Source organism: Flagellimonas sp. S3867 (assembly GCF_014698935.1).
Taxonomy (GTDB): domain Bacteria; phylum Bacteroidota; class Bacteroidia; order Flavobacteriales; family Flavobacteriaceae; genus Flagellimonas.
This window is the reverse complement of sequence record NZ_JACVMN010000003.1, coordinates 366,867-393,029: the sequence shown is the minus strand read 5'-3', so window position 1 is coordinate 393,029 and position 26,163 is coordinate 366,867. Positions and strand designations below refer to the sequence as shown.

At 39.8% G+C, this 26,163-nt stretch carries 24 protein-coding genes and 1 pseudogene; 17 read left to right on the top strand and 8 right to left on the bottom strand.

Annotated features, from left to right (window positions below; genetic code table 11):
• Window positions 1-83: 83 nt before the first annotated feature.
• The 4 genes from IAG46_RS15140 to IAG46_RS15125 all read right to left on the bottom strand — a co-directional run bounded on the left by IAG46_RS15140 (window position 84) and on the right by IAG46_RS15125 (window position 6,793).
• A complete protein-coding gene (locus IAG46_RS15140) occupies window positions 84-2,444 on the bottom strand; it encodes a sodium-translocating pyrophosphatase (RefSeq protein WP_190811227.1) in 2,361 nt (786 codons plus the stop codon).
• A gap of 115 nt (window positions 2,445-2,559) precedes the next feature.
• On the bottom strand, window positions 2,560-3,084 hold the full coding sequence (locus tag IAG46_RS15135) for an inorganic diphosphatase (protein ID WP_190811226.1): 525 nt from the start codon (window positions 3,082-3,084) through the stop codon (window positions 2,560-2,562).
• A 76-nt stretch (window positions 3,085-3,160) separates the two neighbouring features.
• The gene (locus IAG46_RS15130) at window positions 3,161-5,656 is read right to left on the bottom strand and encodes a DUF5686 and carboxypeptidase-like regulatory domain-containing protein (RefSeq protein WP_190811225.1); all 2,496 of its coding nucleotides are present in this window, start codon (window positions 5,654-5,656) and stop codon (window positions 3,161-3,163) included.
• 159 nt (window positions 5,657-5,815) lie between these two features.
• Window positions 5,816-6,793, bottom strand: coding sequence for a pyruvate dehydrogenase complex E1 component subunit beta (locus IAG46_RS15125; RefSeq protein ID WP_190811224.1), 978 nt, complete (start codon window positions 6,791-6,793; stop codon window positions 5,816-5,818).
• A gap of 174 nt (window positions 6,794-6,967) precedes the next feature.
• On the opposite strand from IAG46_RS15125, the gene IAG46_RS15120 reads away from it, so the two are divergent.
• The 8 genes and pseudogenes from IAG46_RS15120 (at window position 6,968) to IAG46_RS15085 (ending at window position 13,691) form a co-directional block, all read left to right on the top strand.
• Window positions 6,968-7,714 (top strand): electron transfer flavoprotein subunit beta/FixA family protein, encoded by a 747-nt coding sequence (locus tag IAG46_RS15120; RefSeq protein ID WP_190811223.1) that lies wholly within the window; start codon window positions 6,968-6,970, stop codon window positions 7,712-7,714.
• Between the two features lie 22 nt (window positions 7,715-7,736).
• Window positions 7,737-8,705 (top strand): electron transfer flavoprotein subunit alpha/FixB family protein, encoded by a 969-nt coding sequence (locus IAG46_RS15115; protein ID WP_190811222.1) that lies wholly within the window; start codon window positions 7,737-7,739, stop codon window positions 8,703-8,705.
• Between the two features lie 90 nt (window positions 8,706-8,795).
• Window positions 8,796-9,428, top strand: a complete 633-nt coding sequence (locus tag IAG46_RS15110) for a bifunctional nuclease family protein (RefSeq protein ID WP_190811221.1) — start codon at window positions 8,796-8,798, stop codon at window positions 9,426-9,428.
• A 9-nt stretch (window positions 9,429-9,437) separates the two neighbouring features.
• A complete protein-coding gene (locus IAG46_RS15105) occupies window positions 9,438-10,901 on the top strand; it encodes a NupC/NupG family nucleoside CNT transporter (RefSeq protein WP_190811220.1) in 1,464 nt (487 codons plus the stop codon).
• Between the two features lie 92 nt (window positions 10,902-10,993).
• Window positions 10,994-11,334, top strand: a pseudogene (locus IAG46_RS17780) (four helix bundle protein).
• A gap of 131 nt (window positions 11,335-11,465) precedes the next feature.
• On the top strand, window positions 11,466-12,290 hold the full coding sequence (locus tag IAG46_RS15095) for a thymidylate synthase (protein ID WP_190811219.1): 825 nt from the start codon (window positions 11,466-11,468) through the stop codon (window positions 12,288-12,290).
• Window positions 12,291-12,298: 8 nt separating this feature from the next.
• Entirely contained in the window at window positions 12,299-12,793 is a 495-nt protein-coding gene (locus IAG46_RS15090; RefSeq protein WP_190811218.1) for a hypothetical protein, read from the top strand.
• A gap of 106 nt (window positions 12,794-12,899) precedes the next feature.
• Window positions 12,900-13,691: an FRG domain-containing protein gene (locus IAG46_RS15085; protein ID WP_190811217.1), complete on the top strand. Its 792-nt coding sequence runs from the start codon at window positions 12,900-12,902 to the stop codon at window positions 13,689-13,691.
• Between the two features lie 128 nt (window positions 13,692-13,819).
• Here IAG46_RS15085 and IAG46_RS15080 read toward each other — a convergent pair whose 3' ends face one another.
• Window positions 13,820-14,014 (bottom strand): hypothetical protein, encoded by a 195-nt coding sequence (locus IAG46_RS15080; protein ID WP_190811216.1) that lies wholly within the window; start codon window positions 14,012-14,014, stop codon window positions 13,820-13,822.
• A gap of 232 nt (window positions 14,015-14,246) precedes the next feature.
• Here IAG46_RS15080 and IAG46_RS15075 point away from each other — a divergent pair, with 232 nt between their 5' ends.
• Window positions 14,247-15,107, top strand: a complete 861-nt coding sequence (locus IAG46_RS15075) for an isoprenylcysteine carboxylmethyltransferase family protein (protein WP_190811215.1) — start codon at window positions 14,247-14,249, stop codon at window positions 15,105-15,107.
• 65 nt (window positions 15,108-15,172) lie between these two features.
• On the top strand, window positions 15,173-15,982 hold the full coding sequence (locus IAG46_RS15070) for a phytanoyl-CoA dioxygenase family protein (protein WP_190811214.1): 810 nt from the start codon (window positions 15,173-15,175) through the stop codon (window positions 15,980-15,982).
• A gap of 528 nt (window positions 15,983-16,510) precedes the next feature.
• Here the strand turns inward: IAG46_RS15070 and IAG46_RS15065 are convergent.
• Entirely contained in the window at window positions 16,511-18,748 is a 2,238-nt protein-coding gene (locus IAG46_RS15065; protein WP_190811213.1) for a spondin domain-containing protein, read from the bottom strand.
• Between the two features lie 226 nt (window positions 18,749-18,974).
• Here IAG46_RS15065 and IAG46_RS15060 point away from each other — a divergent pair, with 226 nt between their 5' ends.
• From IAG46_RS15060 to IAG46_RS15040, 5 genes are read left to right on the top strand one after another with little or no spacing between them, the layout of a single operon-like run.
• Window positions 18,975-19,688: a response regulator transcription factor gene (locus IAG46_RS15060; protein WP_223826723.1), complete on the top strand. Its 714-nt coding sequence runs from the start codon at window positions 18,975-18,977 to the stop codon at window positions 19,686-19,688.
• 15 nt (window positions 19,689-19,703) lie between these two features.
• Window positions 19,704-21,197 carry a cell wall metabolism sensor histidine kinase WalK gene (locus IAG46_RS15055; protein WP_190811212.1) on the top strand — a complete coding sequence of 498 codons (1,494 nt, stop codon included), beginning with the start codon at window positions 19,704-19,706 and terminating at the stop codon, window positions 21,195-21,197.
• A 36-nt stretch (window positions 21,198-21,233) separates the two neighbouring features.
• Complete coding sequence (egtB, locus tag IAG46_RS15050; protein ID WP_190811211.1) at window positions 21,234-22,394, top strand: ergothioneine biosynthesis protein EgtB; 1,161 nt, start codon at window positions 21,234-21,236, stop codon at window positions 22,392-22,394.
• A gap of 16 nt (window positions 22,395-22,410) precedes the next feature.
• Window positions 22,411-23,379, top strand: a complete 969-nt coding sequence (locus IAG46_RS15045) for an L-histidine N(alpha)-methyltransferase (protein ID WP_190811210.1) — start codon at window positions 22,411-22,413, stop codon at window positions 23,377-23,379.
• A gap of 3 nt (window positions 23,380-23,382) precedes the next feature.
• Entirely contained in the window at window positions 23,383-23,664 is a 282-nt protein-coding gene (locus IAG46_RS15040; RefSeq protein WP_190811209.1) for a DUF427 domain-containing protein, read from the top strand.
• Between the two features lie 24 nt (window positions 23,665-23,688).
• Here IAG46_RS15040 and IAG46_RS15035 read toward each other — a convergent pair whose 3' ends face one another.
• Both IAG46_RS15035 and IAG46_RS15030 read right to left on the bottom strand, forming a co-directional pair.
• Entirely contained in the window at window positions 23,689-23,985 is a 297-nt protein-coding gene (locus IAG46_RS15035; RefSeq protein ID WP_190811208.1) for an isoamylase early set domain-containing protein, read from the bottom strand.
• 161 nt (window positions 23,986-24,146) lie between these two features.
• Window positions 24,147-25,226 (bottom strand): aminotransferase class V-fold PLP-dependent enzyme, encoded by a 1,080-nt coding sequence (locus IAG46_RS15030; protein WP_190811207.1) that lies wholly within the window; start codon window positions 25,224-25,226, stop codon window positions 24,147-24,149.
• A gap of 55 nt (window positions 25,227-25,281) precedes the next feature.
• Between IAG46_RS15030 and IAG46_RS15025 the strand changes: the two genes are divergently transcribed.
• Both IAG46_RS15025 and IAG46_RS15020 read left to right on the top strand, forming a co-directional pair.
• On the top strand, window positions 25,282-25,671 hold the full coding sequence (locus IAG46_RS15025) for a 2TM domain-containing protein (protein ID WP_190811206.1): 390 nt from the start codon (window positions 25,282-25,284) through the stop codon (window positions 25,669-25,671).
• A complete protein-coding gene (locus IAG46_RS15020; RefSeq protein ID WP_190811205.1) occupies window positions 25,668-26,159 on the top strand; it encodes a dihydrofolate reductase in 492 nt (163 codons plus the stop codon). The genes IAG46_RS15025 and IAG46_RS15020 overlap by 4 nt, the downstream gene beginning before the upstream one ends.
• The last annotated feature ends 4 nt before the right edge of the window (window positions 26,160-26,163 follow it).

Genomic DNA, 26,163 nt, shown 5'->3' with positions numbered 1-26,163 from the left:
TCCGTGATGTCCAACAAAATGGACAGCACAAAAAAGGGCCGCACTAAAGTGCGGCCCTTTCGTATATTAATTGAGAATTGAAGTTACTCCTTCGCTTCTTTGTATTCATTTACCAACTTTTCCACTTCTTCTTTAGTAGCAGCAGTAAATTCTTTTGCTTCTTCTGTAATATTTCCATCAACTTCAGACGTAGTTATTACAATGGCTTTGAAAGCACCATCTTCAGTATTGCTCATCTCAACATTAATGTGCTGCTCCATTTGTCTTTCAACAACTTCTGTGGCAACATTAGTTTCGTTATATGCCATCATCTTATCTGCACTTATTGCAATACTCGGAGCAATAACCAACGCTACAACTGACATCAATTTCAACAAAATGTTCAAAGATGGACCTGAAGTATCTTTAAATGGATCACCAACTGTATCGCCTACAACAGCAGCTTTATGGGCATCTGTTCCTTTACGACCATCAGACTCTATCATTTTCTTTGCATTGTCCCAAGCTCCACCTGCATTAGATTGGAAAATTGCCATTAAAACACCAGCAGAAGTAACACCGGCCAATAGACCACCTAACATTTCGGCTCCACCAATAAATCCTACAGCAACAGGAACCGCTATCGCCAAAAGACCTGGTAATACCATTTCTTTAATTGATGCTTTTGTAGAAATATCAACACATTTGTCATATTCAGCATAACCATCGGCAGCATCAAAAGTAGCACGCTGCTCCGGAGTCGCTTTAGACATATCTGAATCAACAGCTCTCATTACCTCTAAGGCCGCTTTCAATTGCGGAATATCCCTGAATTGACGACGTACCTCTTCAATCATTGCCATAGCGGCACGACCTACTGCATTCATCGAAAGTGCAGAGAATACAAAGGGTAGCATTGCACCTACAAGGAGTCCTGCCATTACCGTAGGTTTAGAAACATCAATAGATGTAACGTTTGCAACTTTCATAAAGGCAGAAAATAACGCCAAAGCCGTTAAGGCAGCAGAAGCAATTGCAAAACCTTTACCAATAGCAGCAGTAGTATTACCAACAGCATCCAATTTATCAGTACGCTCGCGAACTTCTGGGTCTAGTTCAGCCATTTCAGCAATACCTCCAGCATTATCAGAAATTGGTCCGTAAGCATCAACTGCTAATTGGATACCTGTATTTGCCAACATACCAACTGCAGCGATAGCAATACCGTAAAGACCTGCAAAATGGTGTGAGACCAAAATCGCAGCAGCAATTAAAAGAATAGGAATCATTGTTGACATCATACCAACACCTAAACCTGCAATAATATTTGTAGCAGCACCAGTTTCCGATTGTTTTACAATAGAATTTACTGGTTTTGTACCTGTACCTGTATAGTACTCTGTAATCTTACCAACACCTAAACCAGCAACTAGACCGGCCAATGTTGCCCAAAAAATACCCATAGCTCCAAAAGGTAATCCATCGACTGTCTCAGGAATTAGAGCATTAATAATGAAATAAGAAGCAACGACCATTAAACCAGCCGATCCAAATTCACCAATATTTAATGCTGTTTGTGGATTTCCACCATCTTTAACTCTTACAAAGAAGGTACCTATAATTGACATTATTATTCCTACCGCAGCTAATACCAATGGAAGGTAAACTGCACCTAAACCGGCAAAATCAGGAGTAATAATAAATGCTCCCAAAACCATTGTACCGATTATGGAACCTACATAGGATTCAAAAAGGTCAGCTCCCATACCTGCAACATCACCAACGTTGTCTCCAACGTTATCCGCAATTGTAGCCGGGTTTAATGGATGATCTTCAGGAATACCTGCTTCAACCTTACCTACTAAATCTGCACCAACATCCGCAGCCTTGGTATAGATACCACCACCAACACGTGCAAAAAGTGCAATAGATGATGCACCTAGTGAGAATCCAGATAATACATTCAATACTAAACCAAGATTATCAGCTCCAGGCCACATATTTTGATAGACAATAAACAATCCACTTAGTCCCAATACCCCAAGACCAACAACGCCCAAGCCCATTACGGCACCTCCGGCAAAGGCAACTTCCAAGGCTTTTCCCAAAGACGTTTTAGCTGCTTGTGTAGTTCTTACGTTTGCCTTTGTAGCAACACGCATACCAATGAATCCTGCCAATGCAGAACAAATTGCGCCTACAACAAAGGATAGGGCTACCATACCGTTGGAGCCAGTTTCACTACTGCCTTTGAAATAAAGCAATACAGCTACGGCAATTACAAAAATTGATAGAATTTTATACTCGGCCTTTAAGAAAGACATAGCGCCATCTGCAATATTTTTAGCAATTCTTGCCATTTTTGCATCTCCTTCATCTTGCTTTCCAACCCACATATTCTTTATGAATACGAAGACAAGTGCCAAAACACCAAATACCGGTAAATAGTTTACGATCAGTTCCATTTTATTTGATTATTTATATTTTTTTTAACGGATGCTAAAGTAGTAAAATACGGACTAATAAAAAAAATGCGCTTTTGGCAATCAAAAGCGCATAAATCTTTACTTGATTTTTACCTTAAATGGTAAAAGTTCTTTTCTTTTTGTGCTCACTTTCATCGTAGCGTTTCACACATTGATGATAGATTTCTATGGCTTCATTAACGTCTCCCCATCCACCGGTATCCACCTTCTTCTCTTCCAAATCTTTATAGACCGCAAAAAAGTGTTCAATTTCCTTTTTCCTATGTGGATTTATATCAGTAATATCCGCTTTATTGTTCCAAACAGGATCATGCACAGGCACACAAATAATTTTTTCATCAGGTCCTTTTTCATCAGTCATATGAAATACACCGATTGGCTTCACCTCCATAACTACCATAGGGTAGGTAGGTTCAGTACCTAACACCAATACATCCAAAGGATCTTTGTCCAGGGCAAGTGTTTCTGGAACAAAACCATAATCTCCAGGATACATCATAGATGAGAACAAAGTTCTATCGAATCGAATTTTGTTCAGGGTAAAATCATATTCATATTTATTTCTACTTCCTTTTGGAATTTCAATCAGCACATCGAAGGTTACTTCTTTCTTAGACATTGTAAGGTTTTAAATTTTTTGCAAAAATAGTATGCAAAATGGGAATAAGGTCAACAAATCTCAACCTTTCTGTTATTTAAAAATTAAATCCGAAGGTCCCCGTGACACCAAATGGCCGGGCATCTGGATTGTCGAGATAATTTCCTCTGAAGTTGAAGTCAATTCGGAAAATCTTGAAGATATTCCCGACCCCAAAAGAATACTCCCAATAAATCTGGTCTTCAGGAGCTATCAGCGGGATATTGGTAGGTGAGCTCAAAGCTTTGTTCTCATCTGAAAGTTGTCCCCATGCGCCTCTTAAACCAACAATTTCTCTTAGATTCCAGTTTCTTAAAATTGGTATTCTTGAGAATAATCTACCATTAAAATTATGCTCCAAATGCACAGTAGCGTAAGTATCGGTGACGAACTCGTAAAAATCCAGATTGGGAAAAACATTGTACAAGGAAAAAAGGGTTTGATTACCTGGCACCACACTCAACAGACTCAATGGCACCTCTCCAAAGGTCTTTCCAAGTTCAATACTACTCGTCAATCTTCCAAAACCTCCTATCTGCCAGGGTTGGCGATATGAAAATTGCAGTCGTTCGTAGTCAAAATCGCTTTCCAAAAATCCGCTGATTCCCTTGGTGTAATTTAAAAGCAGCGTACTATGATTATCATTAATATTGGCACGTTCCACCCCGTAGCCTATTGTTCTTTTTCCAGGAGTATATATTAAGGTAGTATTAATGTCGAATTGTTTTACCTCTGATGATATTCCAGTTGGTGACTCGGGGTCTATATAATCAAGACTAAAGGCATCTGGCAGTGCGGAACTCAACGTACGAAATGAACTTCCCAATCGAACCCTAAAGTTTTTTACAGGTTCCATTTCCAAGTTAAAGGTGGATAAATTGATGTTGGTCAATCGGTCATTAGCGCCGACAGTTACCAGTGAAGAAGAGGCAATACTTCTACCCAGCACATCATTTGTACTGGTCAAACTGAGTCCCAATTGCTCCACATCCCGTCGATTTCCTCCAGAAAGAATAAGCCTGCTCTTTCTATCTAATAAGAATTTACCAGATAAGCCATGTTTCGCTTTTTTGTCGGTAAATCCATAGGCCATATAACCTTCCAGTCGCCAAGTATCATTTTGCCCAAAATAGGTTCTAGCACCGAGCCTGACCCTGGTTCCTTCAGCGTCATTAAAACCAAGAACACTGTAAATATTCCCGATGTCAATGTTCCATTTGTCTATTTCAATATATCCAGAGCCCAAAATGCTGACAATATCATAATATGTTCTAAACTTGGGTACCGTTTTTAAGGTATCCAAAAGTTTGAATATGCCAGATTCATCTTCATTAAGGGTTTCCAATCGGGCATTTTTCCAAAAGGTACTATCCCTTGCAAACACCCGGGGGTCGTAAGGATCAGACTCCGCCTTGTAGAATTCTTCAGGGCGATTTGTGTCAAACTGATAATTATCGTAAACCGTGGTTCGCTTGCCATACACTCCTCGTGATTTTTCCTTTTTGGAGAAACTAAAATCACTGAGCATATAATCTCGTTGCAACAGAAAAATGGAATCGTTCACCACATCAAAATCTTGTTCAATATAGATTTCCTTTACCCAGTTGATGTTGGCGCTTTTGGTAACTTGTAGATTGATTTTTTTGATGGCATAGGTAGAATCGTTCACCCAAAAATCCCCTTTAAAGGTCAATTCATTTTTCCTCCGCGGATAATATATAATATTATAGCACCATTTATTATCTATAAAAGTACTGTCAGAAAGTACATAATTATAAGTGTCAACTCCGGTTTTTGATAACGGACTGGTAAAGCTCTTGTCAAAAAATTTGAGGTAGTTGTTATATATGTCGTAATCGGAATACAGGTCCTCTACAAATGCGGTTATAGCCTGATTTCCACTAAAACCTGAGTTTTTGTTCCCTAGAACATCTTCCTTTTCTTCTCCCAGAACATTATCTCCATAAACTTTGGAGAAACTTTCGTTCAAGAACATCGGTAGATAGGTCTTTCCTGTGATTCGGGAGGTATCCAAATCTGCAAACATGAATTCCAACCCCTTGAACATTTTGCTTTTGATCAAAGCACTATCTATAGTATTAAGGTCAAACTCTACTTTTTCGTACTTGTCGTATTGGTATTGTTTGAACTTGCGAACTCCATTCTCCCGCTTTTTGGCCCAGATTTTCTTTAAAATATCTATGGCCGGATTGTTCTTTTTGGATTGTTTTCCAGTATACACGATAACCTCTCTAAGTTGCTCGGTAGATTCGGCCAATACAATCTCCATGTTGAAATTTACCTTCTTTTCTAGCTGAATTTCCTTGGTTTCATAGCCAATAAAAGAAACAAGGATTGTGTTGTAGGTTTCATCCGATTCAATATAAAACCGCCCATTATCATTGGTGATGGTTCCTTCCGAAGAATCCTTGAAAACAATATTGGCAAAGGCAACGGGTGAACCAGAATCGTCCAAAACGATACCGCCAACTTTGGTCTGGGAAAATGCAAAAACGCTAAACGTAAGAGAAAAAACTAAAAGGAATCTTTTCATGTTTTGATATGTGTCATCTTTGAAAACCCTAAGCAAGGATTTTCAAAAACGAAATGGTCATTTTGGTTTAAAAGTAATTTCTTATCAAAAACTGTTCCTTAAAAAAAGCCTTGACGACATTCGTCGACAAGGCTAATATACCTTACAAATATAAGTTAGCTATTTATATAACACTTTCTTAACAGCTTTGACAACATCTTTGGAATTTGGTAACCATTCCGCTAAAAGCACCGGAGAATAAGGCGCAGGGGTGTCTGCCGTGTTAATTTTCACTATCGGAGCATCCAAATAATCGAAAGCCTTGTCCTGTACATGGTAAATAATCTCCGTGGCAACATTTCCAAAAGGCCAAGCCTCTTCCAAGATCACCATTCGGTTTGTTTTCTTTACTGAATTTAAAATGGCATCATGATCCATTGGTCGAACAGTTCTTAAATCGATGATTTCGCAATTAATTCCTTCCTTCTCCAATTCATCAGCAGCTTTGTACGCTTCTTTGATGATCTTTCCAAAGGAAACAATAGTTACATCCGAACCTTCTCTTTTTATTTCTGCTACGCCGATTGGAATAGTGTATTCACCTTCAGGAACTTCACCCTTATCACCATACATCTGTTCTGACTCCATAAAAATAACCGGGTCATCATCTCGAATTGCAGATTTCAACAATCCTTTAGCATCAGCAGGATTGGAAGGCACAACTACTTTTAGACCTGGACAGTTGGCGAACCAACTTTCAAATGCCTGTGAGTGTGTAGCCGCCAATTGACCTGCAGAAGCTGTTGGCCCCCTAAAAACGATAGGGCAAGCAAACTGACCACCAGACATTTGCCTGATCTTAGCTGCATTATTTATAATCTGGTCTATCCCGACCAAAGAAAAGTTAAAGGTCATGAACTCAATAATTGGACGGTTGCCAATCATAGCAGAACCAACCCCGATACCGGAAAAGCCCAATTCAGAAATGGGAGTATCCAAAACCCTTTCAGGTCCGAATTCGTCCAACATTCCTTTTGAGGCTTTATAAGCGCCATTGTACTCGGCAACCTCTTCACCCATCAAATAAATTGTATCGTCCCTGCGCATCTCTTCGGACATAGCCTCCTTGATAGCCTCTCTGAACTGTAGTGTTTTCATTAAGTAGTACTAAAAAGTTTAGTTTGTGTGCATTAAAAAATGCATGCAAAAATAGCAAAATCTGCAAGAATAACCCCCGCGTACAATTTAAAAAAAGAATGAAATTTTATTATGCATGCATAATAAATATAGAATATTTATGGCTATCTTAGCGGCGTTAAATTCAAATAGACTATGAAGATTTTAGTTTGCATCAGCAACGTACCGGATACCACTTCCAAAATCAACTTCACGGAAGGGGACACCAAGTTTGATACAAATGGTGTTCAATTTGTTATTAATCCCAATGATGAGTTCGGACTTACCCGCGCCATGTGGTTCAAGGAAAAACAAAGTGCAACGGTGCATGTGGCCACTGTAGGAGGTCCACAAACCGAACCTACCATCCGAAAAGCTTTGGCCATTGGAGCTGATGAAGCCATTCGAGTAAATGCAGAACCAACAGACGGTTTTTTCGTAGCCACGCAGCTTGCGGAAATCGTAAAAACCGGTGGATATAATCTAGTTATTGCTGGTAGGGAATCCATAGATTATAATGGTGGAATGGTCCCAGGAATTTTAGCTACGCTTCTGGATATGAATTTTGTGAATACCTGTATTGGTTTAGAAGTTGATGGAACCAATGCTACCGCCACTCGCGAAATAGATGGCGGAAAAGAAAAATTAAGCACCTCATTACCTTTAGTAATAGGAGGTCAAAAAGGCTTGGTGCAAGAAAGTGATCTTCGCATTCCAAATATGAGGGGAATTATGATGGCAAGAAAAAAGGTGCTCAATGTAGTTGAGCCCGTTGATGTCGTAAAGCACACCCAAGATCAAAAATTTGAAAAACCTACACCAAAAGGACAGGTAAAATTGGTTGATGCAGAAAATGTCGGAGAATTGGTCGAGCTATTGCACAACGAAGCTAAAGTGATTTAAGAACTAGAATCCAGAAAAAATTATGTCAGTATTAGTTTATACCGAATCAGATAAAGGAAAATTTAAAAAGAATGCCCTCGAGGCAGCTTCCTATGCGCACAAAGTAGCTCAGGAAGTCGGCGGAAGTGTAACCGCTGTTACCATAAATACAGAAGATGATGCTACTTTGGGCAATTATGGTGTATCCAAAGTACTAAAGGTTTCCAATGGTCAGTTGGACACGTTCAATGCAAAGGCCTATGCCAATGTTTTGACCCAGGCTGCTCAAGCTGATGGTGCTAAAGTCATTATTGTCAGTTCAAGTGCCGATACAAAGTTTTTGGCTCCAATTTTGGCTGCCAAATTAAGTGCAGGCTATGTTCCTAATGTAGTTGCCGCACCAGAGAGCACATCACCCTTTGTTGTAAAAAGAACCGCTTTTAGTAACAAGGGCTTTGCACATACCGAAATAAGCTCTGATGTCAAAATCATTGGAGTATCCAACAACGCATACGGAATTCATGAAAATGGAGGTTCAGCCAATGTGGAAGATTTTAGTCCATCACTTTCCGGTGCGGATTTTGCTGTAAAGTCTATTGAAGTGGATAAAGTAGTCGGCAAAGCTACTATTGCAGATGCAGATATCGTGGTTTCTGGAGGTCGTGGCCTAAAAGGTCCTGAAAATTGGGGCATGGTTGAAGAATTGGCCGATGTATTGGGAGCTGCTACCGCTTGTTCCAAGCCGGTGTCCGATTTAGGATGGCGCCCACATGGCGAACACGTTGGCCAAACCGGAAAACCTGTTGCCAGTAACCTTTATATTGCCATTGGTATCTCAGGGGCAATTCAACATTTGGCTGGAGTAAGCGCCTCCAAAACCAAAGTAGTCATCAACAATGACCCCGAAGCTCCCTTCTTTAAGGCCGCGGATTACGGAATCGTTGGGGATGCCTTTGAAGTGGTACCAAAACTCATTGAAAAATTAAAAGAATTTAAAGCCCAAAACGCTTAAATTTTGTTAATTTGCCTTTTGCAAGGGGCTGTTCAGATAACAGGTATTGCCACTTATTTGAACAGCTTTTTTGCGTTTTAGGAAGATCATATGAGCTTAGTACGGTTAAAAATAAAGGGGATTTCATACAGCCAGACACAAAATGGTGCCTATGCCCTTATTTTAAATGAGGTTGATGGAGATAGAAAACTTCCCATTGTCATTGGTGCCTTTGAGGCACAATCCATTGCAATTGCACTTGAAAAAGAGATAAAACCACCCAGACCATTGACACATGATCTGTTCAAAAACTTTTCGGACAGATTCGAGATTGTGGTCAAACAGGTCATCATCCATAAATTAGTTGATGGCGTTTTCTATTCCAGCATCATCTGCGAACGTGATAAGGCAGAAGAAATCATCGATGCAAGAACCAGTGATGCCATTGCATTGGCTTTACGCTTTAACGCGCCCATTTTCACTTATAAAACCATCTTGGACAAAGCTGGCATTTTCTTGAAGTTCTCTTCCAAGGAAGATGAGGAAAATGAAGATGATGACAGCATCGTAGTGGATGAAATCCTTCAGGAAGGAGAAACCGTGGAAATTGAGTCCGGGGCTTCATCGCAAGGGTATAGGGAAATGACCTTGGAAGAACTCCATAAAGAATTGGATAAAGCAGTTGCCAACGAAGACTACGAAAAAGCTGCCAAACTACGGGACGAGATTTCCAAGCGCAAATAAACCAACTACATGCCGAACCAAACCAGAAGTTTACTCATACTTTTATTCTTTACCTGTGCAGTCACTTTTGGTCAGAACGCACTTCCAACAGATTCGCTAAACCTTGCTGTTGAAACCACAGTTATTGACGATATCACCCCTCAGCAAACGCCTGAACTAATTGCAAATCAGGGATTTTCCATAAATAGTCTTTGGCGCGGTGCCCTGGGTATGGCCGTTTTGATTTTTATATCTTTTCTTTTTAGTTCTAACCGAAGAGCCATCAATTGGAGAACCGTGGGCATTGGTCTTTCACTCCAACTATTAATTGCAATTGGAGTTTTAAAAGTTCCTTTTATAAAGCTGGTATTTGAAAAAATTGGACAAGTATTTGTCAGCATCCTCGATTTCACTAGAGCAGGAAGTAAATTTCTATTTGAGGGCCTTGTGGTGGACATGGATACCTTCGGATTTATTTTTGCCTTTCAAGTTTTGCCCACAATCATTTTCTTTTCGGCATTGACATCCGTGCTCTTCTATATGGGAGTGATTCAAAAAGTGGTAAGAGCTTTGGCATGGTTACTCACAAAATCCTTAGGAATTTCGGGAGCGGAAAGTCTTTCAATCGCAGGAAATATCTTTTTAGGCCAAACCGAAGCTCCTTTGCTCATCAAAGCATATTTGGAAAAGATGAACAAGTCGGAAATCCTTTTGGTGATGATTGGGGGAATGGCCACTGTGGCCGGTGCAGTATTGGCAGCTTATATTGGATTTTTAGGTGGGAGTGACCCTGCATTGCGTCTCGTCTTCGCAAAACATTTATTGGCCGCATCCGTGATGGCAGCTCCCGGAGCTATCGTGATTTCCAAAATTTTGTATCCACAGACCGAAAAAGTAAATACCGACGTAAAAGTGTCCACAGAAAAAATTGGCTCCAATATTTTGGATGCCATTGCCAACGGAACCACCGAAGGACTAAAATTAGCCATGAATGTGGGGGCTATGCTGCTGGTTTTTGTGGCTTTTATTGCCATGATCAATGGAATTTTAGGTTGGGTTGGAGATATCACCACATTAAACGGTTGGATTGCCATCAATTCACCTTATGATAGCTTCTCGCTTGAGTCCATTTTGGGAACCGTCTTCGCTCCTTTGATGTGGTTGATCGGCGTTTCAGGTGACGATGTTATGCTTATGGGGCAACTTTTAGGTATTAAACTGGCGGCTAGTGAGTTTATCGGATATATTCAGCTTGCCGAACTCAAAAACATGGGCAACAGTTTACATTTCACCTATAACAAATCGGTAATCATGGCCACCTATATGCTCTGCGGATTTGCCAATTTTGCTTCCATCGGTATCCAAATCGGCGGTATCGGTTCTTTGGCGCCAGGTCAACGTAAAACACTCTCCGAATTCGGCATGAAGGCCGTTTTAGGGGGATCACTTGCTTCCCTCCTTTCAGCTACCATTGCTGGGATGATTCTTGGATAATAGGGTGAAGGGGTAAAGTTTAGCCACCGAAATAAACATATAAAATCAACCTCAAGATTTTAAAGGTTTATACCATGTGAAATTTTCGAGAGCTGGAGATTTGGAAAGATGCCAGAAAATTGGTCAAAGAAGTTTATTATATCACCTCCCAACTACCTGAAACTGAAAAATACGGACTAGTCTCACAAATCAACAGATGTGTTGTTTCCATTCCAGCAAATATTGCCGAAGGTTCCAGCAAGTTTTCGCAAAAGGATTTTGTCCGTTTTTTTAGATCAGTTTAGGTTCGGCCTTTGAGCTTGAAACGCATATCATTTTATGCCAAGATTTGAATTTTATCCTCCAAGAACAATCCGTTCCACTACTTCAAAAAATCCAACGCTTACAAAAGAGAATCACCGCACTAATAAAGTATAACAAACAATATCCATAACCCTTCCACCTTTATTCCCTTTTCCCTTTTCCCCTTTTACCTTCACCCCAACCCATCGTTAATAAAATCTAATAAATCACAACCCTTCACCTTTTACCTTTCCCACTTTACCCATTATCTTTAACCCCATTATGAAACAATACCACGACTTACTAAAACACGTATTGGAACACGGAAACCAAAAGGGCGACCGTACAGGAACAGGAACAAAAAGTGTCTTTGGCTACCAAATGCGGTTTGACCTCTCCGAAGGATTTCCCATGGTGACCACCAAAAAATTGCATTTAAAATCCATTGTACATGAATTGCTTTGGTTTTTAAAAGGAGATACCAATGTGGGTTACTTGCAGAAGAACGGCGTACGTATTTGGAACGAATGGGCCGATGAAAACGGAGATCTAGGCCCGGTGTACGGACACCAATGGCGCAATTGGAACAGCGAAGAGATCGACCAGATCAAAGAAGTGATAGAAACTTTAAAAAACAATCCCAATAGCCGTAGAATGTTGGTCTCTGCCTGGAACCCCAGTGTGTTACCAGACACTTCGGTGTCTTTTGGTGAGAATGTGGCCAACGGAAAGGCAGCCCTACCCCCCTGCCATGCTTTTTTTCAGTTTTATGTGGCTGATGGCAAACTCTCTTGCCAGCTCTACCAACGTAGTGCCGACATCTTTTTGGGCGTGCCCTTTAACATTGCCTCCTACGCCCTGTTTACCATGATGATGGCCCAAGTATGTGGCTATGAGGCCGGGGATTTTATACACACCTTTGGTGATGCCCATATTTACGACAACCATATGGAACAAGTGGAGCTACAACTGAGCCGCGACCCACGCCCCTTGCCTACTATGCGGTTAAACCCCAGTGCACAAAACATTTTTGACTTTACTTTTGACGATTTTGAACTGTTGAACTACGACCCCCACCCACATATTAAAGGGGTTGTTGCTGTATAAAAATCTAATTGGACTCAGAAAAACTTAAAATAATTGATTGGAAGCCAAAATGGGATGGTGGCGCGCCAATGCCTAAGGTATACAATGGTGACTTTAAAACTTATCTGACCTATGTTGTTGCTGACTGGGATGAGGAATCCATTTCTGAATTTAAGACCCTGGAACATGATGGCTATGCCGAATATTTTGCCTTGGTTGGATTTCATGGAAAGACATTCAAATTCGGGATTGCCAACGATGAAGTTTTTAGCGGCTTACCTCTATATTCACAAGGACTTGAATGGGCTCAAACAATTGAAAACTCAAAATGGATTGAGGAACTAAAAACAATTCATAAGGTTCACCCATATTTTAACGAATCCAAATGGGAAAATCGAAAACACTACCTTTTGACTTTTAAGGATGAAATTTTTGAGATAATAGCCACAGGCTTTGAAATTGAAATTTTCAAAACCTCTTATAAACGTATGGCCCAAGAGGTTGTTGAAAGAATAAATGGATAACCTCTGGGATAACACTATAAAGAATTAAAACATACTGTTTTATGCCATATTTAGGTGTATATGAATGCATTTTACATCTATGCAAAAAGTAGGTAAAATGTGAAAAATGATTGGACCCGATATTAATAGTTGGAAAGATTGGACTGATTTCATTGAACATAAAATGAAAGGGCACATTATTGACTTTGGTGATGCTATTCAATTTAGGGGACAATCTGATTATTACTGGAATATAAACTCTTCTTTTGCTCGTTTAATCAAAGGCGATAAAAAAAGTGAATCTTTAGCAGAGTATTATGAAGCCCAATCTAAAATGGAATTTAATTCTCAGGTTCATCTGCTGGATCCAAATATGAGCTATGAAAATGTAGATTCAACTTCTTTATTATTAGATATGCAACATTATTCTTGTCCGACAAGATTAGTTGACTGGACTTTATCACCATATGTAGCTCTCTATTTCTGTGTTTCTGAAAATTTACAAACAGACGGAGCTTTTTATGCTTTCGATTTTAAAAATTACAATAATAATTTAATAACCAACCATCCAGATTTTAAAATGCCAAAAAATCAAGACTTTCTTGACTTTAAAGAGTTTGATATTATAAATGTAATTTATCCGATTAAAAAAAATCATAGAATTGTGAGACAACAAGGATGTTTTCATTATTCGAATAACATTTTACGAGACCATGATGACATAATTGAATCGGAATCAAACGAAATAGAAAATTTTAGCGGTTTATTTAAATTGAAAATACCTGCTGAACTCAAAATGGAATTTGTTGCCCGTTTAAGAACTATGAATATCACCGCAGAAAGTTTATTTCCTGGGTTAGATGGACTTGGAAAATCATTACGTGATATGATGTTGGTTAGAAAATGGAGAAGAAAGTAACATTATCTAATATTGGTTTTAAATAAACCTTTGTTATGGCTTAATTCTAATATCCCTATAAAATGCTCAGTCAGGTGTATCCTTACAAGTTAAGAACAAAACCATACAACTGCGCCTAGTCCAAAACGCTACCCTCTCAAAATCCCAACAATCTCTCTAATGGCGGTGACCACATGCTGTATTTCCCTTTGGGAAAAGGCACCTTCCTCTATATAAAAAAGCATTTCCACACCCAGATCTAAAACATTGGCCATTTCGGCCGGGTTGCCATAGCCTTCTTTTATAAGTTCTTCTAAATTTTCAAGTTGTTTCGTATCCAACATCTGTGCTTCAATTACCTTTTACCCTTCACCTCTTCGCAATGATTTTCCAAAAGTGCAAAACCTTCTTCAAACTAGTAGCCCTATATATCGGTCAAAGATAAATCTCACTGTGGTTTTAAGGGTCATAACAAATTATGACTTTGCTATATTTTGAGATAAGCTGTCAAATTTTGATTGTTCTTTTTTCAATAATATTTGCATCTTTAAGCATCATAAACCATAATTCTAGTATTTGAAAGGAACGGCCTATTTAGTACAATCTACCCTTATCCTGCTTTGGTGGTTGGGATTATCCATAAACCCCAATTTCTTTGCAGCGTTCCAATTTCCCGAAATCAGCAGTCTAGCATTCAATTCGTTTTTAGCTCCTGATATTATAATTATAACAGTTCTATCAATTATAAGGGCTTATCGCTCCATAAGGGATTTAGAACTTATTATTCTTGGAGGTTTTGCCTACGGAAGTTTTTACTGCCTTAATGCATCCATACTTTCAGGAGGAGGCTATTTGGCAACAACTATCATGTTGCTTGGTTTAGGCTACAATTTATTTTTAGTCTATTACGATCATGCCTTCAAAGAATCAAAATCCAGTAACATATGGGTAAATGCCTTAAAAACATTTGTTCAGATCATTTGTGTTTGGGTTATAACCCTTGTATTCTTCCCGTGGTTGATCATACAAGCATTTGAAATAGATATAAGCTCGAACAACATAATTTTTGTTTCAAGCATTGTTCTATTTGTGCTTTCAAGTTTTCTGGGCCTTTTTAGTGCTTACTCAATTGTAAGTAAAGGAGAAGGTACACCTCTACCCATTGATCAGACCAAAAAGTTAGTTACCTACGGTCCATACAGATATGTTAGAAACCCTATGGCCATTGCAGGTATGGGACAAGGAATTGCAATAAGTTTATGCTTTGGCTCAATTCATATCTTGGTCTATACCTTAATTGGAGGGTTGGTTTGGCACATTGTTGTAAAACCGATTGAAGAAAAAAATATGACCAAACGTTTTGGCGACGAGTATATCGCCTATCAAAGAAAGGTCAGGTGTTGGATTCCAATCCTAAAAACACGGAAATCTTCCTAATTGTTGGCGCTTCTTTTATAACTTGCTGTTTTAGAACTTTTAATCCTTCACCTTTTACCCAACCTATGAATCTCAATATCCTCCAACAACCTTTCACCTTGACCCAGGCACAAATCGATTTTTACCAACAAAACGCCTTTATAAAGATCAAGGAAGCGTTGCCGCCGGAGGTAGTTGGGCACATCAACACGGTAATATCCACCAAAGTGGATGAATTGAACACCCAAACCACCGCCCTAAAAGATCGGGACACCTACGGCAAGGCCTTTTTACAGATTTTCAACCTCTGGACTCAAGATGAGCAGATTAAGGAAATTATGTTCAGTAAACGACTGGCTCAATTGGCCACTGATCTTATGGAAGTGGATGGGGTTCGCATGTACCACGATCAAGCCCTTTTTAAAGAAGGTGGCGGAGGCATCACGCCCTGGCATGCCGACCAGTATTATTGGCCGCTATCCAATAACAATGTTATTACCGCTTGGATTCCGTTGCAGGGCGTTCCCATGGAAATGGGTCCATTGGAATTTGCATCCGGCAGTCAAAATATATTAACTGGAAGGGATTTGTCCATCAGCGATGAAAGCGAAACCTTGATCGGTGAAAAATTACGATTGACCGATTGCCCGAAAGTTGCAGAAGCTTTTGATATTGGGGAAATCAGTTTTCATTCCGGCTGGATTTTTCATCGTGCAGGGGCCAACACCACCGATCAAACCCGAAAAGTGATGACCTGCATTTATATGGACAAGGACATCACCTTAAAAAAACCGGAAAACGATGGCCAAGTCAATGATTGGGAAACTTGGTGCCCCGGTGTGGAAATCGGTGCCGTCATTGATTCGCATTTAAACCCAATTCTTTTTGAGCGGTAATCTTCAATTTTAAAGCATCACACCGAGCTCGTCGAAGTGTGGGAAATAGATAGAAATTTTCATCCTTCGACAGGCTCAGGATGACATCAGCTCCTAATTCAACATGAATTCCGTTAAATATTTTAAGTCCCAACTGTCACTTCGAGCGCAGTCGAGAAGTAATTTAGGTCTCACTCCCCGACCCCACTCAAGATGACATCAGCATCCAATTCAACTCCACTTTAATGCGTTCAACGATGAAGTTTTCCCAGAAATAGCTGTAAATCGAGCATAATTGCGTTTTGCACAGCAAAAAAGAACATGGAGCGTTTGGATTTATCAGCGATTTTGTGATTTTATCGCAAAAATTTCCTTGAAATCTTCTTGAATTTTTGGCTTGGTTTATCCTGAGCGAAGTCGAAGGGTTTTGTTTCTAGACAAAATGAACACACTAATTCATATAAACAAAAACACCCAGGCTGATCAACCTGGGTGTCTTTTTACAAACAATTAAACAAACTACCTACTCAATTTTCTCTTTCATAGCAATTAATTGGCAGTGATGGTAATCTTGATCATGTCGGCAATAGCAGGTACGTTTGCTGGAATGTCCGTTTCCAACGCAACATATCCGTTTTCATCTTTTCCAGTATTTGGTCCAGATTGTCTAGGAGCCTGATTGGCACCCGCACCGGGATATTCGTCCACCTCGGTTCCAGAATCGTAGATACTGAACTTATAGGTGATATCTCCAGACAGAGCTGTATCACCATCAAATAGGGCAATGTTGTTAGCGCCAACTACCCAATCGTTGGACTGTACCAACATCGTTGCCAATGAAAGTACATCCCCTGCCTGTCCCGTAAATTCAAAACTGTAGGCTTCGCCAGGGAATATGGGTGCTGGCCCTCCCGCTCCCACAGGAGTGTTAAAGACGTTGTCATATCCCGAAGGGTTACCGTCCTCGGCCAAGGCTTCGAATGCTGCTGAAGAAACCTCTCCCGTGGTAAATACCTGTCCGTTGATCTCGTATGCACCAGGTGCAAAAGGTGAAACCAGTCCGCTGGCAGCGGACAACTCGGCATCGGATATGCTCACATCACCGTCTTCGGCAATATCTTCCAAGCCTTCTGAAGCTGGTTCTCCTTCCACAAAGAGCGGCGTTTGTCCACCACTATGGATTACCCACGTGCCGGGCGCAAAAGGCGTCGCAATGGAACAGGTGTTGGAAATGTTATGAATGGTTAGTGTAAATTGCGTTCCTCCGTCGTGCTCCAGTTTAACCTTTATAGTCTCTGAAACTGCGGGATATGAATAACCGTCATTGATATTCTGAATCAATTCAACGGTTCCATTTTCGGCATCTCCCGTGTTTGGACCCGACTGTCTTGGTGCCTGATTGGGTCCAACCCCAGGTTCTTCGTTCACTTCGGTACCCGCATCCCATAATTCAATTTTATGGGTGATGTTTCCAGTTTTTGCATAACCATTGGAATCATACAAAGCTATTCCTCCTTCATCCGGCGCAAAAAACAAGTCATTACTCTGTACAAACATGGTAGCAAAACTCAAATAATGTCCCACACCGGCGTTAAAAGTGATCGATTCTGAATTACCAGGTTGAATTAACCCTGTGGTTCCATTGGCAAAATAACTCCTAGGCTGGAATACATTTTCAATGGTCACCTTAAAACTGGTGGATTGCAAGGCATTGCGAGTAACCTTTATGGAGTTTGAAAGGGCATAATTTCCACTAAAATCGGCCACATTTTTACCAGCTTCCAATCCTTCAAGGTTATCTTCATAGGTCAAATGCCAAATAAAGCAAGTGCCCGCTCCAGCGGCATCAAAGTCTACCCCTTCCACAGCCTCAAGACTTGGTGGTAAACCTAATATTTTATTCTGGTCATCCGTGATAACATAAGTCTGGTTGGTTCCATTAAGTTCTGCATCATCCAAAGTGATACCACTTACCATATCAGGAGTTCCATCAACTGTAAAAGTGAAAGGTCCACCAGAAAGCATCCCTGCATTTAGACCATTCCTGGTCACCATTATGGAGTTGGAAAGTGCATAATTTCCGCTAAACCCAGCTACGTTTTCGCCAGCTTCCAAACCTGAAAGTCCTTCTTCGTAGGTCAAATGCCAAATAAAGCATACCCCAGCACCTGCTCCATCGAAATTTACTCCTTCAACATCAGTAAGCGTCGGTGGAAGGCCTAAAATCTTGTTTTGGTCATCTGTGATCACATAAGTTTGATTGGTCCCATTAAGATCAGTATCATCCAAAGTGATTCCGCTTACCATATCAGGAGTACCGTCAACCGTAAAAGTGAAAGGGCCGCCTGCCAGTATTCCAGCATTTAAACCGTTCCGTGTAACCATTATGGAATTGGAAAGCTCATATTCTCCAGATAAGCCATCGGTATTTTCTCCCATTTCCAGCCCGGAGAGGCCAGTTTCGTAGACAATATGCCAAATAAAGCAAACGCCAGCACCTGCTCCATCAAAGTTCACTCCTTCAACGTCTGCCAATGTTGGGGGTAGTCCCAAAATTTTCCCCGTATCATCGGTAATAACATAACCTCTGTTGATTCCTACAACATCGGAATCATCCAAGGTGATTCCGCTTACCATGTCGGGAGTTCCATCAACAGTAAAGGTAAATGGTCCTCCAGATAATGTTCCAGCATTCAATACCAATGGCGCATCATCCGATTCCGCGTCACACGAAATCAGAAGCATACCCACGCCCAATAACATTAATAAAGATTTTAAGTTGCTCATTTTCTTGTTCTTTTAAATTGTACTACAAATGAAAAAGGAAGATGTTGCAGAAATATCACGTAAAAGTCAAAATTCATTACGCGTTGAATTTCAAATAGTTATGATTTAAAAGAGCGAAATATGTAAAGATTTACCCCAAAAACAGACTGTTAAGGAGGTATACTATCAAAATTTTATACGGAATGGTGAACTTTCCGTGATATTTTACTTTTTACTTCGCTGTATCATGAAAAAAGTGTTGATTGTTGAGGATGATGTTGAAATCATTCGTCTATTGGAAATACATCTAAAGGATTTGGGCTGTTATGTGATAACAGCGAATCGAGGCGACATTGGCCTGCAAAAGGCCGTTGATGAAAATCCAGACCTTGTTATATTGGATGTAATGCTACCCGAAATGGATGGCATTGAAATTTGCCAGAAGCTACGTGCGCGCGAGATCAAAACCCCGATCATGATGTTAACCGCCCGTTCCGAAGAAATTGATAAGGTATTGGGACTTGAGGTTGGAGCCGATGACTACCTAACCAAACCTTTTAGTGTTAGAGAATTTATCGCAAGAGTAAAAGCCATATTCCGACGACAAAAGATGGATACCACGGAGCTTTCTTCAGAAGAGAACCCTAAACTGATGGAGTTCGACATTCTTTCGATAGATGTTGATATGCGGAAAGTGTTGCTCGATGGCAGAAAAATTGAACTTTCTCCAAAGGAGTTCGAGCTACTGGTGCTGCTATCCTCCAATCCCGGAAAAAGTTATGACAGAACCAAACTTTTAAATATGATCTGGGGATATGATTTTAAAGGATATGAGCATACTGTAAACTCACATATTAATCGACTTCGCTCTAAAATTGAGCCCGATATGAGCAACCCAATGTTTATTTTGACCACATGGGGCGTAGGATATAAATTCAATGAGGAACTTAGAGGTGCCTGACCAAAAAACTGACCAATGAAAAACAGCATTCTTTCCGGAAGATTCATCCTAAAGCTTTCCCTTTCTTTTTTGGCAATTTTATTGTTGGCAGGAATCGGGTATACCGTAACCTCCATATATCTTTCGAACAAATATTTCCATGAGACCACGCAACGGTTGCATGCTAATCTTGCCCAGGATCTTATTGATGAAAAGTTTAAGAACGAACACCCTTTTGACTCAACCGGAAATGTAAACAAAGCTTTGTTCGGTGACCTTATGCATGATATGATGGCCGTAAACAGGGCCATTGAGGTCTACTTATTGGATAATGAAGGGTACGTACAATATTCGGTCGTCTTAGATCATGATGCTCCTGAAACCAAACAAAAAAAGATAGATCTAACACCCATAAAAACGTTCATTAATGAAAATGGGACTAACTACACCCTTGGGGACGACCCCAAGGATCTTGCGAAGCAAGCCATCTTTTCTGCTGCCCATTTCAATAAGGATGGGCATGAGGGTTATGTCTACATCATTTTGGCCGGAAAGGACTTTTTAGCAACCAGAAGTGACCTTTTCAATAGCTATTTTATGCGTTTAGGGCTTGGTGGTTCCATATTGACCCTGATTTTTGCCACTTTATTAGGTGTACTTGCCATTTGGTACTTGACCCGAAGTTTACGGAAAATTATATACGCTGCTAAACGTTTTCAACAGGGCGATTTGGAATACCGCATTGAAAATGCTGAAAAAACAGACTTGGCAAATGTAGCCAGCACATATAACCATATGGCGGATACAATCCTGTCCGATATTGAAAAAATAAAATCCGTAGATCAACTTCGTCAGGAACTTATCGCCAATATTTCGCACGATCTGCGGACTCCGCTTTCCATTATTCAAGGATATATTGAAACCTTGCATATGAAGGATAGTGAGTTAAGTGCAGAGGAAAGAGGAGAATATTTAAAGACTATCTCACGAAGTAGTGAACGTTTATCGAAACTGATTTCCCAATTGTTCGAATATTCCAAACTCGAAGCCAATCAAATTCAACCTCAAAAAGAGCCTTTTCTAATCAGTGAACTGGCCAATGATATCCACCGCAATTATATGCTGTTGGCCGAGCAAAAGAATATTGATTTAAAGCTTTCCATGGCCAAGACCACTCCTTTGGTCTTTGCTGATATTTCCTTGGTGGAAAGGGCCATTCAAAACTTGATGGACAATGCTCTTAAATTCACTCCAGAAGGAGGAAAAGTTACTGTAAAAATCGAAACAGAGGACGACCATGTCGAGGTAATCATCAAAGATTCCGGCCCGGGAATAAAAAAGGACAATCAAGCATTGATCTTTGAGCGTTACAGACAAACCAAAGCGGGTGAGCAAAAAGAAGGTGCTGGTCTGGGGCTTGCCATTGTTAAAAAAATTGTTGAAATACACGATAGCAGCATCAAGGTGTTCAGTAAGCCCAATGAAGGCACTTCCTTCAGTTTTAGTCTTCCAGTTTACGCCGTTGGCTAAACCATATTCGTTATCTTTAAGGAGTAAAAAGCAGCTATGATCTTAACCGATTCCTTGTTGGGTTTCTTTCTCGAAACCAGAAAACATTCCGAATCTATTTGTGAACCTTTGGAAATTGAAGACTACGTGGTGCAACCCGTTGTGGATGTTAGTCCGCCCAAATGGCATTTGGGCCATACCACCTGGTTTTTTGAGGAGTTTATTTTAAAACCTCACTTTGATGGCTATGTTCAATTTGATGAGGATTTCTCCTTTGTCTTTAACAGCTATTATGAAACGGTAGGTAAAAGAGTGGTACGTTCAGATCGTGGAAATCTTTCAAGACCTTCGGTGAAGCAAGTTTATGCATATCGAAAGTATGTCACCAAAAACATCCAGAAACTTTTTGAAACTGCTCAAAATAATGAACTGAATTCTTTATTGGAAATAGGCATTCATCATGAAAAGCAACATCAAGAGCTTTTGCTGACGGATATCAAATATATTTTGGGAAACAATCCTTTGTTACCTGTTTATTCCGAGCAATTCCAAGATCATCCTATCGAAACGCATGAGCAAGAATGGATTTCCATGGAGGAAGGCATTTATGATATCGGACATAATTCTGAAGGTTTTTGCTACGACAATGAATTGGGTAAACACAAAGTGTTTCTGCACACTTATGAGATTTCCAATAAACTGGTCACCAATGGTGAATTTATCGAATTCATAAATGATAAAGGGTACGAGCGTTTTGACCTTTGGCATGCCGAAGGTTGGGATTGGGTCAACCAAAACCAAATTACTTCTCCCCTATATTGGCATAAAATAGATGGGGAATGGCATCATTACACTTCTAAAGGCCTTGAAATAATCAATTCGGATACTCCATTGACCCACATTTGTTATTTTGAGGCTTTTGCTTATGCGCAATGGAAAGGCCATCGATTACCCACTGAATTTGAATGGGAAGTTGCCCAGGCTTACTTTCCTTGGGGAAAACGCTGGGAATTGACCGAGAGCTCGTATCTCCCCTATCCCAATTATCAAAAAGCTGATGGAGCCCTTGGTGAATACAATGGCAAATTTATGGTCAGCCAAAAAGTATTACGTGGCGGTTCGGTGGCCACACCCGAAAAACACACCCGACATACTTACAGAAACTTTTTCCACCCCTATTTACGTTGGCAGTTTACCGGTTTAAGGTTGGCCAAATAATTTCGACATAGATTCCATGCAAAAAAAACAAGCTCCAACTCTTATTTCAGCCTTTGAACAAGAAGTTTATGAAGGATTGACTGCTTTTCCCAAACATCTATCCTCAAAATATTTTTATGATGAGATAGGTGATAAGCTTTTTCAAGATATTATGGCCATGCCGGAATATTATCTTACCGATTCCGAGTTCGATATTCTTGAGGCCAACAAGGTAGAAATCGCAGAACTATTCAAAAAGGATGGTCAACCTTTCAGCATATTTGAGCTAGGGGCGGGTGATGGCAAAAAGACTAAAATTTTGCTCAAGTATTTTGCAGAAAACCAAATTTGTTTTGATTATCGACCTATTGATATTAGTCAGAACGCTTTAGATCAACTTGAAACATCCATCACCAAAGAAATTCCGCAAGTTGAGATCAATACGCTGCAAGGCACCTATTTTGAAACGCTTCGGGATATCAGTGAAGTCAATGGAAGACGCAAGGTCATCCTATTTTTGGGCTCCAATATGGGTAACTTATTGCACCCACAAGCTGTGGAGTTTTTAAAAAATATGCGAGAGTCCATCAACGAAAATGACCTGATCTTTATGGGGCTGGACCAAAAAAAGAATCCACAAACCGTTTTGGATGCCTATAATGACAAAACTGGAATTACGGAGGCTTTCAATAAAAATATCCTCACACGTATCAATACCGAGCTGGGAGGAAATTTTAATGTGGATAGGTTTCTACATTGGGAAGTCTATGATCCTGAAACGGGTACCGCCAAGAGTTATTTGGTTTCCAAAGAGTCCCAAGTGGTCAGGATTGAAAGTTTAGACTTGGAAGTACGTCTTAATGCCTGGGAAACCATCCATACCGAGATTTCCCAAAAATATGATGACACTGTTGTAGCATGGTTGGCGAATCAGGCCAATCTCAAAATTGTCACATATTTTACAGATGACAAACAATGGTTCAAAAACTATGTTTTAAAAAAATAAGATATGAAGGCAATTTGGAATAATACCGTGATAGCAGAAAGTGATGATACCGTGGTCATAGAAAACAACCATTATTTTCCTGCGGAAAGCATCAAAAAAGAATTTTTCAAATCAAGTGATACCCATAGCACATGCCCTTGGAAAGGTGTTGCATCTTACTATACTTTGGAAGTTAATGGAGAAGAAAATGCCGATGCAGCTTGGTACTACCCAGAAACCAGTGAATTGGCCAAGGGTATTAAAGGAAGGGTCGCCTTTTGGAAAGGAGTCACCATTGAAGCGTAATGCTCCAATGGCGACATTGATAGGTTAAAGTTCTAGAACAGCGTTCTCTGTTCCAGCGTAATCGTTCCACTGATAACGGTCTGCCTCAGCATCGTTGATATAGGTGCTATCCACCAAATATCTAAACTCGAAAGTGTTTTCCTTTGGAAGGTCAAAAGTGCCTTTGAAAGTTCCATTTTTTAGCTTTTTCAAGGTACTTCCTTTAGGGTTCCAGTTGTTGAAATCACCAACAACAGCTACTTTTTTAGCTTCTTCTGCAGGCACTGTAAATGTAACTTTACAAACAGGCTTGCTTTTTAGGTATTGCTTTTTTATTGCCATGGTATTTTATTTTCTGATTAAAAACTAGGGCAAAACAATAGATAAAACCTCTTATGCACAACAAGTTAAGTACGATTTATCAAATTGATAAAATGTGCCTAACAATGGGATTACTTTTATAAAATAGAGGGTGGTTTTTTTAATAAAAGAAATATTGGCAACTAAGATTTGATGATATCCATAATCCTATCAATTTCATTTTCTGTATTGTAGAAGTGAAAACCTAATCGGATTCCGTTGCCTCGTGGTATGCACACCACGTTTTCGTTCAATAATTTAGTATATAACTGGGTATCTCCTTTGATATTGAATATGGTACTGTGAACCGCCCTGTCTACCACTGTATTCTCCAATAAGCCCTGAGAAGCGAATCCATTCCTCGCTTTTTGCGATAGTTTTTGCAGTTGGGCTCCGATATGGTCCATGCCAATGGTATCCAGAAAGTTTAAAGAAAATTCGAGGCTTCCAAAATTGAATGAATCCAAATGTCCAGGTTCCAAATATTTGCAAAATGGGATGGAATTTCTTTTATCGATATCCCTGTCAACGGAACCATTTCCAATAAACTTGGGCTCAAAACGTTCTTTGGCCATCTCTGAAACCAAAATAAAGCCATTTCCGTAGCCTGCCAAAAGCCATTTATAACCACTTGCCCCTAACACATCAATTCCGGAATCGCTAAAGTCAAAAGCTTGTGTTCCGCAGAATTGGGTTCCATCGGCAATAATCAAAAGATTCGGATAGTCTTTTTTAAGTTTTTTAATGAATTCAAGGTCAATTTTAATTCCATTTATCCATTGTATCATACTGAATGCCAAAACATCCACCTTTCCAGATTCAACTTTGGAATAGATGTTTTCTTCTAATCGCCCGTCTATTTCGACATAATCTCGGTTAAAATTCCTAGTCTCAAAAGGCCAGTTCAAAGATGGATAGTCATTTTCAAGTAAAAGTACTCGACTGTTCTTGGGTAATCCTTCTAATAAGATATTTAAGCCCAGTGTAAAATTTGGGACCAGACCTACATTTTCCGATTTACATCTGAAAAATCGACCAACAGCATCCCTGATTTTAAACATGTTTTTAAAATTCTTTTGTTTGGCATTGCTGCCTCCTATTAAATAATCCAGATCATGCTCTTGTCGCCATTCCAATAAGTCTTCATACAATAATCCAGTAGCGGGAGTGTTTGCATAAATACACTGTTTTAGTACAGGGAATTTTTTTCGGAGATTCTGCATTACCAATTATTTTGAGTCTAATTAAGTTATATTTGTTGATAAAGATAGCCATTCAATGTTATCCAAAAAGAAGCCCGAAAGTACTGTTGATATTGAACAGCATGAGCTGTTGGAAAAAGCCCAAAAGTGGGTAAGACAGAAGAAAAAACTGTTTTCCCATTTTGTTATGTTCTTGATTGGGAGTGTACTATTGTTGCTCGCAAATAAAATTCTGAAATATGGTGAAGGGTACGACTGGTCTATTTGGGCCATTCTTGTTTGGGCTTTTTTGTTGATCCTACATACATTTAATGTTTTTGTGACCCATAGATTTATGGGAAAGGATTGGGAAAGACAACAACGGGAAAAGTTGGTGCAAAAGCAAAAACAACGTATTTCAGCAATACAAAAGGAAATAGAAACGGATTTCCCCATTTCCAATATCAATAAAAAAAAAGATCAATGAAACAATTGATCATCATTGCAGCAGCAGCCGAAAACAACGCGCTGGGCATTAACAATGACCTTCCTTGGCACTTACCTGACGATTTTAAACGTTTTAAGGCCTTGACCTCGAATCATAAAATTATTATGGGCAGAAAGACCTTGGAAAGTTTTCCGAAGGCATTACCCAATAGGGAACATATTGTGGTCACCAGAGACCAAGGATATAAACCCAAGTTTCCGTGCACAGTGGTCCATACCTTGGAAAGTGCCATTGAATTAGTTGAGACTGATGAGCGTGCTTTTATTATTGGTGGAGGTGAAATTTATAAACAGTCATTGGTATTTGCCACCGACATTGAATTGACCCGCATACATCATGCATTTGAGGCGGATACTTTTTTTCCTGACATAGATGATTCCATTTGGGAATTGGTGAAGGAAAAATATCATCCAAAGGATGATGGGCACAAATACGACTTCACCTATCTTACCTATAAAAAGAAGTAGCCTA